Below are 15,460 nucleotides of genomic sequence, written 5' to 3' on the forward strand. Positions count from 1 at the left end.
TGCGTGGCTATTTCGCGTACCACGCAGTCCCCACGAACTCGCGCGCGCTTGGCGCGTTCCGTTACCACGTCGTTGATCTCTGGCGGCGCGCGCTCCGGCGTCGCAGCCAGAAGGATCATATGACGTGGACACGGGTCGAGAGGATCGCGGATGCCTGGCTCCCTCAACCTCGCATTCTTCATCCATGGCCTGATCGGCGCTTTGTCGTCAAGCACTCAAGGTAGGAGCCCGGTGCCTAAATTGGGCACGCCGGGATCTGTGCGGGGGGTGTTCAGTAATGGACATCCCTACCGCAATCACCTGGATGGCGGCGCAACTTATGTTGAGCGGCGCGGTGTCGGTCGGCGTGTTCTATTCGTTCCTGATCTACAAGGGACTGATGTCCGAGCGTTTCGCGAGCACGATCAACTCGACGTTCCAGTACTTCATGCTGAGCGTGCCGGTTGCGCGCGTGGACGATATCGTCGAAGCTAAATCCGAGCGCTATACGCCGCTCGTCGATAGCCAGAAGGCGACGGAGGTGCGCGATTTTCGTCATATCGAAGTGCGCGACGTGACTTTCAACTACGGCATTTCCGATGAAGCCGTGCTGCGAAACCTGAGCTTCGAAGTGTCGCGGGGCGACAAGATCGTGATCACCGGGCCGTCGGGCAGCGGCAAGTCCACGCTGTTCAAGCTGCTGGCCGCGGCGGAACCGCTGCAGCACGGGCATATGGCGCTCAACGGTATCGCGTGGCCGAACCTCGCCGTCGATGAAATCCGCCGGCATATGGCGCATATGCGGCAGGGCGACATCATCCTGCACGGTTCGATCGCGGATAACGTCACGCTGTTCGCCGGCAACGCCGATGAAGATCGCGTGCACAAGCTGCTCGCCGACGTCGGCCTGCTCGACGATGTGATGCGCCTGCCCATGCGCACGCGCACGATGATCAGCGACACGATCGCCAATATTTCGGCGGGGCAGCGGCAACGGCTGTTGCTGGCGCGCGCGTTGTATCAAGATCGCGAAGTGCTGATGCTCGACGAACCGACTTCGAATCTCGATCCCGCGTCGGTGCGGCATATCGAGGGCTTGTTGCAGAGCCTGAATCGCACGGTCGTCGTGATTACGCACGACATGTCGCTGGCATCGTCGTTCGATGTTCGCTATCGCTTCGTCGATGGCGGACTCGTGCGCGACGCGCAAGCTCAAACGCCGGAACTCGCAGATGCAATCGATGAATAAGCTGCGCGTGTCCGCGTGGGCGTTGGCCGCGTGCTGTCTGTTCGCGACGACCGCGCGCGCCGACGATCTGATGACGATCGTTCAGCACACGCTCGACTACGACAAGGACGTCGGGCAGGCGCGTGGCGATTTCGAAGCCGCGAAGCAGGCGATTCCGATCGCGCGCGCGGCGCTGCTGCCGCAGATCGGCGGCGGCTGGGGATGCTCGTACAACGAGATCAAGATGGACGGTTTTCCGCGTCAGCACTACTGGCAGAACGGCTGGACCGTGCAGGCCACGCAGCCGCTGTTCGACTGGAGCAAGTGGACCGCGTATCAGCAGGCCGATTATGTCGCCGCGCAGGGCACGGTGAAGCTGGCGGCGGCGCAGCAGACGGCGATGCTCCGTGCCGTGCGCGCCTATTTCGACGAACTCGCCGCCGAGGACGAACTCGCGCGCACGCAAGACTATCTCGCCGCCATCGATACCCAGCGCGACCAGATTCGCAAGAAGCGCGCGGCGGGCGAGGCGACCCTCATCGACGAGCGCGATGTCGATGTCGCGCGCGAGCAGGCGCAAATCCAGCAAGTCGACGCGCAGCAGGATCTCGCTATGAAGCGACGCATGGTGCAGCAGGTAAGCGGGCAGCCGACTGCATCGCTGAACAGCTTGTCGGGCGGCACGGCACTGCCGGGTGTGACGCCGGAGAATCCGGATGTGTGGGCGGATCAGGCGCGATCGAGCGGTTACGACGTGCAGGCGAAGCAACTCGAACGCGAAATCGCGCGGATGGATTCGACCAAGGCGCGCGCGGCGCATTATCCGGTGGTGTCGGTCAACGGGTCGTACACGCCGGCGGGTGCCGCGTCGGGCTATTCGCGTCCGACGACGACGACCACCGCCATGTTGCAGGTCATGATCCCGATTTACTCCGGCGGTGAAATCCAGGCACGACTGAAGCAGACGCTCGCGCTCGAAGACAAGGCGGAGCAGGCGCTGGAATCGGCGGCGGTGCAATCGGAAGGCGCGGCGCGCGACAGCTATGCGACGTTTCTGAAGGCGCGCGTGCGTGCCAGCTCGCTCGACTCCTGAAAACCGCCCGCGATACCTTGGATGCGACCGAGCAAGGCTTCAAGGTCGGCAGCCGGACGCAGGTCGATGTACTGCGCGCGCTCGACACGGTCTACACGAGCCAGCGCGATCTGGCGCGCTCGCGTTACGAGGCCATCGTCGCGTTGTTGCAGTTGAAGGCCGATGTGGCTTCGCTCGATATGCAGGACATCGCGCAGGCGAATGCATTGCTCGTGCCCGCGAATCCGAAGCCGACCGTCACGCCTTGATCGATGCCTGCTTGATCGCCCGCACCGCGCGCGCGAGCGCTTTCAACGCATTGGCGGGCGATTCCGCGAATTGCGCCGCGACGATCGCGCCGTCCACCGCGAGGGCGAGCGCCTGAGCGTCCGCCTTCGCCGCGCGCGAAGTCGGCATCAGCGCGCGAATCGCGGCCGTCATGTCGCGTTTGTGTCGGCGCGAAATATCGAGCGCCTGGGGCAGGGTGCCGCCCACTTCCACGACCGAGTTGATGAACGCGCATCCGCGATACGTCTCGCCGCCGAACCACTCGGCGAGCGCGGGCACGAGCGCGTCGAGCGTGCCGCCGAGACGCGCGAATGCATCGCGAAACCAGTTGATCCAGTTGTCGTGCCGATATTCGAGGAACGCGACGATCAGATCGTCCTTGCTCGGAAAGTAGCGATAAAACGTCTTCTTCGCGACGCCCGATTCCGCGATCACGCGATCGATGCCGGTCGCGCGAATGCCGTCGCGGTAGAACAGATCGTGCGCGGTGAGCAGGATGCGCGCATCCGGCGCGAGGTCGGCAATGTCGATGGATGGAGCGGGTGTGTTCATGCAATCGATTGTAGACAGGTCTGTCTCCCTGCGCTAGAGTGCTCGAAAGGAGACAGATCTGTCTCCTTTGATCGATACTTCAATACTCACCGTCCGCAAAGGAGCCGAAATGGAATCCAGACCGCCGTTCCCGCCGTTCGATGTAGAAACCGTCGCGCAAAAGGTCCGCCTCGCCGAAGACGGATGGAACACGCGCGATCCGAAGCGCGTCGCGCTCGCGTACAGCGAAGACACGCGCTGGCGCAATCGCTCGGAGTTCGTGACGGGGCGCGCGGCGGTGGAAGCATTTTTGCAGCGCAAATGGACGCGCGAGCTGGATTATCGGCTGATCAAGGAGTTGTGGGCGTTCGCCGACAATCGCATCGCGGTGCATTTCGCCTATTGAATGGCACGACGATTCGAACAACTGGTTTCGCAGCTACGGCAACGAGAACTGGGAATTCAACGACTCCGGTCTGATGACGCGCCGTCATGCTTCGATCAACGATCTGCCGATCAAGGAATCCGAACGCAAATATCACTGGCCGCTCGGACGCCGGCCCGACGATCGTCCGGGCTTGAGCGCACTCGATCTATGAGAACGACGCCGCGCCGCTAGAGGTTGCGGCTGCGGCGGAACGCCCACCATCCGGCCAGCGCGGTAAAGCTCGCGACGATGAACACCAGCAGCCAGAAGCCGTGGTGATTTTCCGCGAGCGGAATGCCGCCCACGTTCATGCCGAAAAAACCCGCGACGATATTGATCGGCAGCGCGAGCACGGTCACGAGCGTCAGCGTGAACAGCGTGCGGTTGCTTTGCTCGTCCATGCGCGTCGCGATTTCTTCTTGCAGCAGCTTGATGCGTTCGACGAGACCGGCGAGATCGTTGAGCACCATCGAAAATTCTTCGGTCGCGTCGCGCAGATCCTGAATGTCGTGAGAGTGCAGCCAGCGCGGCGGCCGCGCCAGCAGCCGGAACACCGATCCGGGTTCCGGCGCGAGCACGCGTTGCAGCCGCACCAGCACGCGTCGCAGCGCGCCGAGATCGGAACGGCTGGAGGGCGAATGCATCGACAGGAAACGATCTTCGATGCCGTCGACTTCCACGGCCGTGCGCCGCACGATCTGCACCAACAAGTCGGCCTGATCGCGCAGCAGATGCGCCAGCAACTCGGCGGGCGAGCGGAACATCTCGCCGCGCCGCACCGATTCGCGCAGGGAATCGACCGAACGCAGCGGCTTCATCCGCGCGGTGACGAGAATCTTCTGATGCGTGTAGACCCACAGCGTGGCGATCTCGGCGGGCGTCAGTTCGAAGTTGAACATCACGTCGTTGATGACCGCGAACAGCGCGCCTTCCTGATGCTCGATGCGCGTCGAATGCGAGCCTTCGTGCAGCGTGTCGAAAAACGCGTCCGGCAGGCCGAGGCGCGTGCGCATCCAGCGTTCGCAGGCGCTGTTGGCCAGATCGAAGTGGAGCCAGACGAATTCCCGCGTCGTGTCCTCGCGCGCGAGCCATTCGCTCGCGGCTTCGGCGTCGATCGCCTCGCCGGGTTGGTCGGCGCGGAAATGAAAGCCGCAGACGAGGCCGGAGAAGTCGGAGCCGTAAGGCGGTCTTTGCAGGGTAGCGGGATTCATTCGGGCGTTGGCTGACTGTTCTTTAAGCTCGATGCAAAACGGCGGCGCGAAGGCGTAAGGCGATAGTGTGCCACTGGTCGCGCCCCGGAATGCGATCCGTGTGCGCGATGCGCCGCATGTAACGATGTCGATATGACACGCAGATCGCACAAATATGTCTGTCACGTTTCGGGCGTACTATTGCGCGACGCAAGACGAGCGCGGCAGCGCCGCCGTCGATCGCGTCGGAAAAGCCGGATAGGGGAGAAAGGCAGTGGACGATCAAGACGATTGGGATGGCGCGACGCAGACCACGGCATCCGGCCTGATCCGGCTGGCTTCGGTCATGGCGGGCCTGTGCGCGAAGGCGCGATGGACACGCGCTTCGGCGCGAAACTGCTCAAGCGCCTGGAAAAAGAGGCGCGTCGCGTGACCGAACGGGGCGAAACCGCGCTCGATCAGACCGAACGCGATGCGCTGACCGGCGCGATCGGCGAATTCGATCTGGCGTTGCGTCAGCGCGACGCGGCCTTGCTGGTCGAGGCGAATGCGCGGCTACGCGAGCACGAGGAAGCGTCGGGCAAGCGTCGCAAGAAGAAGGACGCCGGCGCGTGAACGGCTCGGCAGCCTGCTGTCACGACGAAGCGGAAGCAGGCGCGAATCCTGCTGAGGCGACGATCGATTCAAATCGTCCATCGCCTATGTACCTCTCCATGCCTTTCGATCACTGCGCGCTGTGGACGAACCGCAGCGTCGACGTCGATCTCCAGCAGTGGCGCATTCTCGTCGTCGACGATCACGCTTACAGCGCCGAAGCGCTCGCGGCCGCGCTCGCCGCCGATGGCTTCGACACGCGCGTCGCGTTATCCGGCGTGGACGCGCTGCACGCGGTCGATGCGTGGAGCCCGCACATCGTCATTCTCGATATCACCATGCTCGAACACGACGGTTTCGCGACCGCGCGCGTGTTGCGCCGGATCGCGCAGACGCGGGATGCGGGCATCATCGCGTTCACGGCGTTGGGCGAGGAACTCGTCCGCAAGCAAGGCCTGAGCGCCGGTTTCGACGGATATTGTCAAAAGGGCAATCCGCCCGCCGCGCTGGTGCAACTGATCCAGCGACTGGTCCACGTCCACTGACAGATAACCTGTTTTCGATGGCCTCGATACGGCTTTGAGCGCCGTGTTTAGCGCTCGCGTACGCAGAAAGATTGTTCTGTCCCTGCCGAACGAACGTTCGCAAGCTATTCCTCAGGCACGTTAAAAAATCCATACGAATCAATGCATAGTGGCTGAATGGCACGCTCGTTCAGCGCATGATTGTTGGCGCTGAGCGAAAACTGAATTGAAATATATTGGGATAAAAAAATCGATAGTAGGGGTATACACTGCATTCCATCGACGTAGCAGACAGTTTCTCGCAAAACCGCGGCGCTTTCTGAATGAACGTCAACTGTCTTTGGAGCCAACACCATGAAACGCAATCTTCTCGCTACCCTTCTGATCGCTGCTTCCGCCACCATCGCTGCGCCGGCTTTCGCCAGCGGCTATGGCCCGGCACCGTTCTATCGTCCGGCAGTCGGCGCGCCGACGTCGCAACAAGGCCCGCAAGCTCAAGCGATCGCTGCTCAAGAGCAAGCCAACGGCGTCAACGCCACGGCGTTCGGCGGTTCGCATGACACGGTCGCTCAATCGGGCAACCGCGCTCAGTCGAACAACGACAACACGCAATCGGTTTTCTTCGGTCACTAATCGAAGCTGAACCCGAAATAAACGACGCCCGGAAAGCAGAACTTTCCGGGCGTCGTCGCGTTTACGGGCTTTAGATGCTTCAGGTCGCGCGGCCGAGCGCGCCGCGCATCACGTTAGCCAGTTCGACCGGCTCGAATTTCGATACATAGGCGTTCGCGCCGACCTTGCGCACATGCTGCTCGTTGGCCGCGCCCGACAGCGACGAGTGGATCACCACCGGAATGCGTTGCAGATTCGCGTGAGTCTTGATGCGTCGCGTGAGCGTGAAGCCGTCCATCTCGGGCATTTCCAGATCCGTCAGCACCAGCGCGATGTGATCGGACACTTCGGTGCCTTCCTTCTTCGTGCGCATCACGACGTTTTCCAGCACGTCCCACGCTTCCTGACCGGTTTTCGTCATCACGAAGGGCACGCCCATCGCGGTCAGGCTTTGCTCGATCAGCGCGCGCGCCACGCCCGAATCGTCGGCGGCGAGCACGCGTGCGCCCGGTTTGATGATCAGCCGGCCCGTGTTGGCCTCGGTGATATCCGCGCCCTTCGACGGCAACACGTCGCGCACGATACGCTCGACGTCCAGCACCTGCGCGAGCCGCGAACCGTCGATATTGCCGTCGATACGCGCGAAACTTGTCACCGTGTGACCGCCCGAATGCGATTCCGCCGACAGCACCTGATTCCATTCAAGCCGCACGATATCGTCGACTTCCTCGACCGCGAAGCCTTGCGTCGTGCGCGCGAATTCGGTGACGAGCAGGATCTTCGGCCCGTGCTTCGGACGGCAGCCGACGATGCGCGCCAGATCGATCACCGGAATGATCTGGCCGCGAATATCCGCGACGCCGAGAATGTTCGGGCTCGAACCCGCGACGGCGGTGATATCCGGCATCGCCAGAATTTCGCGCACCTTGAAGACGTTGATGCCGAACAGTTCCGATGCATGCGCCGGAATGCCCGCGCCGATGCGCAGCGGCGCGCGCTGGTCGGCTTCCGCCGGATCGCCGAGACGGAACAGCAGCAACTCGAACATGTTGCTGCCCGCGAGCCGTACCCGCTGCTCGATATCTTGCTGTGAACTGTTCACTTCGTGGTTTCTCCGCGCGTTGTTAAGTATGTGCTGCGCCATGCCGCGGTTCGTGTGAACGCGGGATTCCTAATTAGCGGCATCGTTCGGGAAAACTGAAGGCAGGGTTGACGCGAATGGCGTGCGCGGGCGGCGTCGCGCGGCGTATCCGTGATCTATACTTTTTTCGAATGGTCGGGTTAATGCCGATGAAGGCCGCGCGCGCAAAGCCTTACGCTGAGTGACGACGCAGCAGTTTCGTCGACACACCCGGAACGAACCCAGAGCAACGTTTCCCGCCAACAACCAACACAACAGCCAGGCGCATTCGCCGACCGCACGCATCGACGCGAGACTCGACGAACCGCGCAAAGCCAGACGGAGGCGCTCGATGGCAACAGTCGCACAAGTCTTGAGCACGAAGCCCGATCAGCCGGTGCTCACCATCGCGGCGAGCGCGTCGGTTTTCGATGCGATCAAGCTGATGGCCGACAAGTACATCGGCGCGGTGATCGTCACCGAAGGCGACGAAATCGTCGGCATCGTGACGGAGCGCGACTACGCGCGCAAGGTCGTGCTCATGGATCGCTCGTCCAAGCAGACGCCGGTTCGCAACATCATGACGTCGCAGTGCGCTATGTGCACGTCGACCAGACCACCGACGACTGCATGGCGCTGATGACCGAAAAGCGCATCCGCCATTTGCCGGTGATCGACGGCGGACGGCTCGTCGGCATGATTTCCATCGGCGATCTGGTGAAGAACATCATTTCCGAGCAGCAGTTCACCATCAAGCAACTCGAGTACTACATTCGCGGCGAGCAGGCCTGAATCACAGCGCCGGTCTGACTGTAAGCTATTCGTTATAATTCGGTAGATGCCCGGCGGACGGGCCGCGCGCGCCATGTCGGCGCGGCGGCTCGCTTCGCCGGTTCGTTGATGCAACGACGCCCGCCAGGAGCGCCTGCCGATGACCCTTTCCGCCACGACAGCCGCGCACGCCATTCCCGGCCGCGCGATTCCCGCCGATGCGCCGTTTTTCATCGTCATGAACGCGGGCTTGGGCCGCAAGCAGGCCGACGACGCGCACCGTGCTCGACCGCGAACTCGGCGCGGCCGGACGACGCTTCGAGCTATGCGTCGTCGACGATCCCGCGCGCCTCGGCGATATCGCCCGTAAAACCGCCGAAACCGCCGTCGAGAAGAACGGCGTGCTGGTCGGCGCGGGCGGCGACGGCACGCTCTGCGCCGTTGCTCAAGCGGCCTACACGGCCGATTGCCCGTTCGCCGTGCTGCCGCGCGGCACCTTCAATTACTTCAGCCGCGATCACGGCATTCCCGCCGATCTCGACGCTTCCACGCGATTGCTGCTCGACGCGCGCGCGTATCCCGCGCAGGTCGGCTTCGTCAACGGACGGATGTTTCTCGTCAACGCCAGTCTCGGCCTCTATCCGAAGCTGCTCGAAGACCGTGAAATCTACAAGCAGCAGTTCGGGCGCAGCCGGCTGGTCGCGCAGTATTCGGCGCTGTTCACGATGCTCAAGCCGCATCGCCATTTGCGGCTGCATATCGAGCATGAAGGACAGACGCACGATATCCGTTCGACGACGCTGTTCGTCGGCAACAATCGGCTGCAGATGGAGCAGATCGGCATGCCCGACGAGGCGCACGCGCTGGAACAGGGTTTGCTCGTCGCGATTGCGCCGCGACCGGTCGGGCGGCTCGCGCATTTGCTGCTTTCGTTGCGCGGCGCGGCGGGGCGTCTCTCCGATTCCGATCACGTCACGAGCTTCAGTTTCGAGCGCATCACGGTGACGCATCCGTCGAAAAAACGGCGTCGCGTCAAGATTGCGACCGACGGCGAAGTGATGCGTCTCGACATGCCGTTAGAATTCCGCGCTTCCGATAAGCCGCTGCTGCTGCTCAAACCCGAGCCGGCGGTGGCCGAAGCCAATCGCTCATGAGCTTGTTGTTGCAGATTTCCGACCCGCATTTCGGGACCGAACGGTCGATGGTCGTCGCCGCGCTATTGCGCCTGATCGACGCGTTTCCGCCCGATCTCGTCATCGTGTCGGGCGATATCACGCAGCGCGCGCGCCGCCAGCAGTTCGCCGCCGCCCGGGCGTTCTTCGATACCTTGCGCCCGACGCCGATGGTCGTCGTGCCGGGCAATCACGATATTCCGCTGTTCGATCCGCTCGCGCGGCTGTTTTATCCGCATCGCAATCATCAGCGCGCGTTCGGCGCGGAGCTGGAGCCGTCGTTCGAATTGGACGATCTGCTGGTGATCGGCGTCAACACGACGCGGCCGTATCGTCACACCGACGGCGAAGTATCGATGCAGCAGATCAGGCGCGTCGCGGCGCGGCTGGAGGCGGCGCGCGAATCGCAACTGCGCGTGGTGATCACGCATCAGCCGGTGGCCGTCACGCGCACGCAGGACGAAAAAAATCTACTGCGCGGACACGAACGCGCCGTGCAGCGCTGGGCGCGCGCGGGCGCGGATCTGATCGTCGGCGGCCATATTCATCTGCCTTACGTGTTGCCGCTGCACGATATTTTCGCCGGTCTGCCGCGCCGTATGTGGGCGGTGCAGGCGGGCACGGCGCTGTCGCATCGGGTGCGCGGGAGCATTGACAATTCGGTGAACGTGATTCGCTATTCGAGCGAAGCAACGACGCGCGGCACCACGGTCGAGCGCTGGGATTACGTCGAAGCCAGCGAGCGCTTCGAGCGCGTCGCCCAACATGATCTCGCGCTGGACGGCGCGCCGCAGCCCGATGCGCTCACGTCCGCCGGATGACGAGTTCGGCGAATCCGGTCGCGGCATCGTGCTCGCGGGTGTAGCGCTCGTCCGGCAACAGCGCGACGACGATCTCTGCCGTCGTCCGCACGATGCAGCCCGCCGTCACATGGCCGCCCGACACGCGGCCGTCGGCATCGGAAATGCTCATGTGCAGATGCGGCCCCTGCGCCGACAGCGAGCCCGCCAGCGTGAGGATTTCGAAGTCGCCGCGCAATTCGGCGGCGGCATCGCGGCCTGCGTAGCGAAGCATCGCGACGCTCAGACTGCCGATGCCCTGAAGCACGAACGCGGCCGAGGCGCCGCGCGCCTGAAACGCGCGATCGAGCGAAAGGCGCAGGTCGTCGCCGGGAGAAAGCCGCAAGGTGAAGGTATGCATAGACCGAAGACTACACGCGTCGCGGTCATGATGGCATGATGGGCGCGCCGCTTGCGCACGCAACGGTCTGATCAACGCGGAGACACCATGAGTTTCGAACTGACGATGCTCGCCTGGACCCTCGTGCTCGCGCTGGTGCAAGTGTTGCTGCCAGCCGTCGTGCGCAATCGCGAACTCGGCATGCGCTATCAGGCCGGTCCGCGCGATGCCGCCGTGCCGCCGCCCAGCAAGCTGTCCGGGCGTCTGATGCGCGCGCAGAGCAATCTTTTCGAGACGCTGCCCGTGTTCGCCATCGCCGTGCTGATCGTGCATGTCGCGGGCCGCGAAAACGCGCTCACGCATTACGGCGCGCTGGCTTATTTCGTCGCGCGGCTGGTGTATGTGCCGCTGTACGTGTTCGGCGTGCCGTTCCTGCGATCGCTCGTGTAGCTGGTGTCGATCGTGGGCATCGTGCAGATTTTCGTTCCTATCATCTAGCAGTTCATTTAGCCGCTCATCGAGCCGAGTGCCGCCATGACCGATCAACCGTCCACCGTCGAAATCGAAACCGCGCCGAATCCCGAATTCGCCGTGATCCTCATGCACGGCCTGGGCGCCGATGCCAACGACTTCGTGCCGCTCGTGCCCGAACTGCGTCTCGCCGATGCACCCGCCATGCGCTTCGTGTTTCCGAACGCGCCGGAAATGGCGGTGACGGCCAACAACGGCTACGTGATGCGCGCGTGGTACGACATTCTGTCGTTCGAAGGCATCAACCGGCGCGTGGACGAGTCGGGCATCGAGGCATCGTGCAAGCGCGTGCGCGAACTGATCGCGGCGCAGAACGCGCGCGGCATTCCGACCGAATGCATCTTTCTGGCGGGCTTTTCGCAGGGCGGCGCGATGACCTACAGCGCGGGTCTCACGCATCCGGACAAGCTGGCGGGGCTGATCGTGCTGTCTGGCTATATTCCGGCGAAAGGGCTGATCGACGCATCGTTCAGCGACGCAAACCGCGCCACGCCGATCTTCGCCGCCCACGGCACCTTCGACGACGTGCTTAACGTGCGGCTCGGCGAGGAGGCGGTCGAGTTCGCGCGCGAACACGGCTGCACGGTCGAATGGCAAACCTATCCGATGCCGCATTCGGTCTGCATGGAGGAAGTCGAGGCCTTGCGCGTGTGGCTCGGCGCGCGGCTGTCGGCGTAAAGCTCAGGCGCGCAAGGTTCGCGCGAACAGATCGAGCACCGCGTCCGCGTCCACGGCGACGCACGCATCGCAGGACGGACGCGCGTCCCAGTCCGGCGCGGGCGCGCGCATCGACGCGGGCTTCTGCACTGTCATGCCCGCCGCGATGCCGTCCGTCAGCACGCACACCGGGCCGCCGCGCGTCGTGAACAATTCGCGCGCGACGACGAAGGCCGCCGCCGAATAATCGTGCGCGTAGATGCCGCGCGTCATGCCGTCGTCAGAATGGAAGCGCTCGTAGAAGCGCGATACGTCCCACACGAAGCGGCCCGCATCGCCCGCCGAATCGCGGACGCTCGCCAGAAACGCGGTCGTCATGATGGTCGCGTGCGTGACGTCGAGTCCGACGATCGACACTTTCCACGGCGCGCCGAACACGATGTCGGCGGCGTGCGGATCGCTGTGCGCATTGGCTTCGGCGGTTGGCGTCACGTTGTCGAGATCGCCGTTGAAGCCGAACGCGCCGCCCATTACGACGACTTCGCGTACCAGCGCGGCGATCTCCGGCGCTTCTTGCAGCGCCAGCGCCAGATTGGTGAGCGGCCCGACGGCGAGCAGCGTCACTTCGCCCGGATTCGCCCGCACCGTCTCGACGATAAACCGATGCGCCGCGCGTCCGTCCTCGCGCACCGTGACGGCTTCCGGCCGCGCGATATCGCCGAGCGCGTCGTGGCCGTGGATATGGGGAATCGGCGCGGGCGTCGGACGCTTCAACGGCTGCGCCGCGCCGCGCACGACCGGCACGTCCGCGCAAAACCGCGACGCCAGATACAGCGCGTTGGCCGTCGTCGTATCGATATCGGCGTTGCCGAACACCGTCGTGATGCCGAGCAAGTCGATGTGCGGATGCCGCGCCTGAAACACCAGCGCGATCGCGTCGTCGATGCCCGGATCGGTATCGTAGATGACCTTGTGCATGCGCTTACTGGACCGTGGCGGCTTCGGCTTCGCAGGCGCATTCGTCGGCGCGCGCGATCAGCGCGACCATCTCGCGCCGCAACTCCGCCGGGCTGACCGGCTTGCTCAGCACGTCGTGATCGCAGGCGAGCGGCACGATGGTCGCGGTCGGCTCGCCCGTCACGACCAGACACGGGCAGGCGCGCCCGAGCCGCGTGGCGCTGGCCATCGCGACTTCGCGCGCGGTCTTGGCATCGCGCAGACGGAAGTCGGTGATGATCAGATCTGGAAAGCGCTCGATATCCGCGAGAATCTCCTCGTATTCCTCGAAGGTCGCAGCCGAGTCGAACAGCACGCCCCATTGCGACAACAACGCCTCGGTGGACGCGCGCACCAGCCCGTCGTCCTCGACGAGCAGCACATAGCGGCCGTTCAGTTGCGCGGTTTCGTCGGCTTCGGAACGTTGCGGCGCGCGGCTCGACGGCTTGTCGATCGTCGGTCCGCACAGCGGCATTTCCAGCGAGAAACGCGAGCCGCGCCCCTCGGTCGATTTCAGCTCGATACGATGCTGATCGAGCATCGACACCACCGCGTTGACGATCGACAGCCCGAGCCCGAGACCCTTGTCGCGATCCTGCTCCGGATTGTTGACCTGGAAAAACGGCTGAAAAATCGCCTCGAAGTAATCGCGCGGAATGCCGATGCCGTTATCCAGCACGTCGATACGCGCGCGCGTCGGCGAGTGCACCACGCCGACGATCACGGTCGCCTTGGTGTCCTTGCCCTTGTCCGCGTACTTGATGCCGTTCGACATCAGATTGGCGACGGCGCGCCCGAGCCAGTGCGCGTCGCTGCGCACGCAGACGACTTCCTCTTTCGGCAGACGCAGTCGAATCTCGACGCCGCGGCTCATCGCGAAAGGCCGCAATTGCGCGGCGGCTTCCTCGACGATCTGCCGTACGTCGAACACGTGATAGCGCGGCACCACGCGCCCGGATTCCAGCCGCGACAGATCGAGCACCGCGTTGAGCAGGCGCGCCAGAATCACCGACGAGCTGCCGCATTCGTTCATCAGGCGCTCGGCCTGCGCGTACTCGCCGTTGCGGATCGCTTCGGCGGCGGCTTGCAGGAACAGGTTGAGCGCGTGCATCGGCTGACGCAGATCGTGGGTGGCGGCGGCGAGAAAGTTGGATTTTTCGCGGCTCGCGGTCTGCGCGGCGATCATCTGCTGTTCGCGCAAGGCGAGCAGCGCGTTGGTCTTGTTCTCCTGATCCTTCTTGGAGATTTCCAGTTCGCGATTCTTGCGTTCGAGCGAGCCGTTCGCGCCGCGCAGTTCGTCGTTCAGCGACGCCAGCGCGCGCTCCGACAGAAAACGCTCGCGCGAGACCCGCTCCGCGTGCACGCAGACGCCGTGACCGATCACGATCACGTTGAACATATAGAACATGCCCGCGAAGAAGTCTTCGGTATGCAGCAGATGCGTGGTCAGTTGCAGGAACACGACCGACGCCATCGTGATGATCCCGGCCGTCAGCACGATGCGCGATCGCAGATAGAAGAAGCTGAACTACACGAACAGCGCGAGACACAGCCCGCTGAAATGCTGCGTGTAGTTATAGGGCGCGGGCGTGATGGCGACCAGCGACAGAATCAGGCACAGCAGCCCGTAGATGCTGCACAGAATGACGCGCTGCGACATCTCATGCGAGCGGAACGACGGCCTGAGCACCAGATATGCCGAGATGATGAGCAGTACGATGCCCACGAAGCGCACGACGAGAATTTCCGGCAGGCGCGCGTCGAGTGCATTGTTGCCACGCGCGAAACTGACGTCCCACCACAGAAAGCACGTCCACATCACCAGCGCGAGCAGCGTCGAGGCGCGGCGGAACGCGCAGAACCGCTGGCTGTGATCTTCGAGGAATTGCGCTTCGAGGTCCGGGTCGGCGAAACGCTTCGGGATCGACAGATTGCGAATGAAGCTCACGCCCGCTTCACGCGCGGCGGAGGACAGAATTCCGGGAGTGTGCACGCCGGCGGCGCGTCGAGGTACGGCCATCTTCGATGCTCGCGGTTGGAATCGGAGATTCACTACTTTAGGCCACTCCGCTCATACCAATACGCTTTTTTTTTAGCTATCAGCCGTTAAAAGCGGAAAAAATGCGGGAACGGGCGGGGTGGGACAGGATGAAGCCGAGGACTGCGAAGCCCGGAGCTGACACATCGGGCCACGCGCATTGTGCCGTCAAGCGCGCGTTACGTGAAGGGCTTGAGGGGGAGAATCGTGAGAAGGTTTCGTGTCGATCATACGAATGTCGACCGGCGAGCGTTTTCTCCGCTTTTTGACCGCGTTTTCATCGCTCGCCGGTTCGAAGGACAGCCACGACAACAGTTCCCCGCGCGAGGCGAGGGCACGACGCTTTCAGGATTTGGGTTTGGCCTTGGTCGTGCGCTTGGTGACTTGCGTGTCCTTGGCGCCGGCGGCCTTGGCGGGCGACGCCTTGGGCGCGGCGGTTTTCTTGCGGCTCGACATTTCCATTTCGGCGGGATTGCTCGCCTGGGCTTTACGTGGGGATGGCATGGCGACCTCCAGAGAGATGTGTCGGGAGCGACACATCGATAACCTTA

The 15,460-nt window shown here is 63.4% G+C and carries 16 protein-coding genes and 4 pseudogenes; 12 read left to right on the forward strand and 8 right to left on the reverse strand.

Translation table 11 applies throughout. The annotated features are described in order from the left end of the window. Positions 1–292: 292 nt before the first annotated feature. From BVER_RS01430 to BVER_RS35025, 3 genes and pseudogenes are all read left to right on the forward strand, one after another. Positions 293–1,228, forward strand: a pseudogene (locus tag BVER_RS01430) (ATP-binding cassette domain-containing protein); the annotation flags it as partial. After that, on the forward strand, positions 1,212–2,300 hold the full coding sequence (locus BVER_RS01435; protein ID WP_269750722.1) for a TolC family protein: 1,089 nt from the start codon (positions 1,212–1,214) through the stop codon (positions 2,298–2,300). The pseudogene BVER_RS01430 and the gene BVER_RS01435, both read left to right, overlap by 17 nt. 17 nt (positions 2,301–2,317) lie before the next feature. Then, on the forward strand, positions 2,318–2,548 hold the full coding sequence (locus BVER_RS35025; RefSeq protein WP_269750723.1) for a TolC family protein: 231 nt from the start codon (positions 2,318–2,320) through the stop codon (positions 2,546–2,548). Here the strand turns inward: BVER_RS35025 and BVER_RS01440 are convergent. Further along, the gene (locus BVER_RS01440) at positions 2,538–3,119 is read right to left on the reverse strand and encodes a TetR/AcrR family transcriptional regulator (RefSeq protein ID WP_050451758.1); all 582 of its coding nucleotides are present in this window, start codon (positions 3,117–3,119) and stop codon (positions 2,538–2,540) included. The genes BVER_RS35025 and BVER_RS01440 overlap by 11 nt on opposite strands. 109 nt (positions 3,120–3,228) lie before the next feature. Between BVER_RS01440 and BVER_RS01445 the strand changes: the two are divergent. Further along, positions 3,229–3,697: pseudogene (locus BVER_RS01445) on the forward strand (nuclear transport factor 2 family protein). Positions 3,698–3,713: 16 nt separating this feature from the next. On the opposite strand, the gene BVER_RS01450 reads toward BVER_RS01445, so the two are convergent. Further along, the gene (locus BVER_RS01450) at positions 3,714–4,736 is read right to left on the reverse strand and encodes a transporter (RefSeq protein ID WP_050451759.1); all 1,023 of its coding nucleotides are present in this window, start codon (positions 4,734–4,736) and stop codon (positions 3,714–3,716) included. A 351-nt stretch (positions 4,737–5,087) separates the two neighbouring features. On the opposite strand from BVER_RS01450, the gene BVER_RS01455 reads away from it, so the two are divergent. From BVER_RS01455 to BVER_RS01465, 3 genes are all read left to right on the forward strand, one after another. Beyond that, positions 5,088–5,330, forward strand: coding sequence for a hypothetical protein (locus tag BVER_RS01455; protein WP_232316329.1), 243 nt, complete (start codon positions 5,088–5,090; stop codon positions 5,328–5,330). After that, positions 5,327–5,854 (forward strand): response regulator, encoded by a 528-nt coding sequence (locus BVER_RS01460; protein ID WP_232316330.1) that lies wholly within the window; start codon positions 5,327–5,329, stop codon positions 5,852–5,854. Before BVER_RS01455 ends, BVER_RS01460 begins: the two co-directional genes overlap by 4 nt. Positions 5,855–6,187: 333 nt before the next feature. Next, positions 6,188–6,466: a hypothetical protein gene (locus BVER_RS01465; RefSeq protein WP_050451762.1), complete on the forward strand. Its 279-nt coding sequence runs from the start codon at positions 6,188–6,190 to the stop codon at positions 6,464–6,466. 79 nt (positions 6,467–6,545) lie between these two features. Here BVER_RS01465 and BVER_RS01470 read toward each other — a convergent pair whose 3' ends face one another. Continuing rightward, complete coding sequence (locus BVER_RS01470) at positions 6,546–7,547, reverse strand: chemotaxis protein (protein ID WP_050451833.1); 1,002 nt, start codon at positions 7,545–7,547, stop codon at positions 6,546–6,548. 370 nt (positions 7,548–7,917) lie between these two features. Here BVER_RS01470 and BVER_RS01475 point away from each other — a divergent pair. From BVER_RS01475 to BVER_RS01485, 3 genes and pseudogenes are all read left to right on the forward strand, one after another. Then, positions 7,918–8,357, forward strand: a pseudogene (locus BVER_RS01475) (CBS domain-containing protein). Between the two features lie 139 nt (positions 8,358–8,496). Then, positions 8,497–9,490, forward strand: a pseudogene (locus BVER_RS01480) (diacylglycerol/lipid kinase family protein). Then, positions 9,487–10,329, forward strand: a complete 843-nt coding sequence (locus tag BVER_RS01485; RefSeq protein WP_050451763.1) for a metallophosphoesterase family protein — start codon at positions 9,487–9,489, stop codon at positions 10,327–10,329. Before BVER_RS01480 ends, BVER_RS01485 begins: the two are co-directional and overlap by 4 nt. Here the strand turns inward: BVER_RS01485 and BVER_RS01490 are convergent. Beyond that, entirely contained in the window at positions 10,313–10,708 is a 396-nt protein-coding gene (locus tag BVER_RS01490) for a PPC domain-containing DNA-binding protein (RefSeq protein ID WP_050451764.1), read from the reverse strand. The two genes, BVER_RS01485 and BVER_RS01490, sit on opposite strands and share 17 nt — an antisense overlap. 87 nt (positions 10,709–10,795) lie before the next feature. Here BVER_RS01490 and BVER_RS01495 point away from each other — a divergent pair, with 87 nt between their 5' ends. Both BVER_RS01495 and BVER_RS01500 read left to right on the forward strand, forming a co-directional pair. Next, a complete protein-coding gene (locus BVER_RS01495; RefSeq protein WP_050451766.1) occupies positions 10,796–11,137 on the forward strand; it encodes an MAPEG family protein in 342 nt (113 codons plus the stop codon). Between the two features lie 84 nt (positions 11,138–11,221). Beyond that, on the forward strand, positions 11,222–11,896 hold the full coding sequence (locus BVER_RS01500) for an alpha/beta hydrolase (RefSeq protein ID WP_050451767.1): 675 nt from the start codon (positions 11,222–11,224) through the stop codon (positions 11,894–11,896). 3 nt (positions 11,897–11,899) lie between these two features. Here the strand turns inward: BVER_RS01500 and BVER_RS01505 are convergent, their stop codons facing one another. From BVER_RS01505 to BVER_RS31120, 4 genes are all read right to left on the reverse strand, one after another. Continuing rightward, complete coding sequence (locus BVER_RS01505; protein ID WP_050451769.1) at positions 11,900–12,853, reverse strand: nucleoside hydrolase; 954 nt, start codon at positions 12,851–12,853, stop codon at positions 11,900–11,902. A 4-nt stretch (positions 12,854–12,857) separates the two neighbouring features. After that, positions 12,858–14,369: an ATP-binding response regulator gene (locus BVER_RS01510; protein ID WP_232316331.1), complete on the reverse strand. Its 1,512-nt coding sequence runs from the start codon at positions 14,367–14,369 to the stop codon at positions 12,858–12,860. Positions 14,370–14,399: 30 nt separating this feature from the next. Then, positions 14,400–14,864, reverse strand: a complete 465-nt coding sequence (locus BVER_RS33205) for a hypothetical protein (protein WP_232316332.1) — start codon at positions 14,862–14,864, stop codon at positions 14,400–14,402. Positions 14,865–15,254: 390 nt separating this feature from the next. After that, a complete protein-coding gene (locus tag BVER_RS31120) occupies positions 15,255–15,413 on the reverse strand; it encodes a hypothetical protein (RefSeq protein WP_157055892.1) in 159 nt (52 codons plus the stop codon). Positions 15,414–15,460 lie beyond the last annotated feature (47 nt).

Source organism: Candidatus Burkholderia verschuerenii, from assembly GCF_001189365.1.
In the GTDB taxonomy this organism is placed as follows: Bacteria; Pseudomonadota; Gammaproteobacteria; order Burkholderiales; family Burkholderiaceae; genus Caballeronia; species Caballeronia verschuerenii.

What these genes read in the sequence shown, in the direction of transcription:
- BVER_RS01450 (WP_050451759.1), bottom strand. Translation starts at nt 4,736, where the DNA reads ATGAATCCCGCTACCCTGCAAAGACCGCCTTACGGCTCCGACTTCTCC.
- BVER_RS01485 (WP_050451763.1), top strand. Translation starts at nt 9,487, where the DNA reads ATGAGCTTGTTGTTGCAGATTTCCGACCCGCATTTCGGGACCGAACGG.
- BVER_RS01440 (WP_050451758.1), bottom strand. Translation starts at nt 3,119, where the DNA reads ATGAACACACCCGCTCCATCCATCGACATTGCCGACCTCGCGCCGGAT.
- BVER_RS01500 (WP_050451767.1), top strand. Translation starts at nt 11,222, where the DNA reads ATGACCGATCAACCGTCCACCGTCGAAATCGAAACCGCGCCGAATCCC.
- BVER_RS01455 (WP_232316329.1), top strand. Translation starts at nt 5,088, where the DNA reads ATGGACACGCGCTTCGGCGCGAAACTGCTCAAGCGCCTGGAAAAAGAG.
- BVER_RS01495 (WP_050451766.1), top strand. Translation starts at nt 10,796, where the DNA reads ATGAGTTTCGAACTGACGATGCTCGCCTGGACCCTCGTGCTCGCGCTG.
- BVER_RS01505 (WP_050451769.1), bottom strand. Translation starts at nt 12,853, where the DNA reads ATGCACAAGGTCATCTACGATACCGATCCGGGCATCGACGACGCGATC.
- BVER_RS01435 (WP_269750722.1), top strand. Translation starts at nt 1,212, where the DNA reads ATGCAATCGATGAATAAGCTGCGCGTGTCCGCGTGGGCGTTGGCCGCG.
- BVER_RS01465 (WP_050451762.1), top strand. Translation starts at nt 6,188, where the DNA reads ATGAAACGCAATCTTCTCGCTACCCTTCTGATCGCTGCTTCCGCCACC.
- BVER_RS31120 (WP_157055892.1), bottom strand. Translation starts at nt 15,413, where the DNA reads ATGCCATCCCCACGTAAAGCCCAGGCGAGCAATCCCGCCGAAATGGAA.
- BVER_RS01490 (WP_050451764.1), bottom strand. Translation starts at nt 10,708, where the DNA reads ATGCATACCTTCACCTTGCGGCTTTCTCCCGGCGACGACCTGCGCCTT.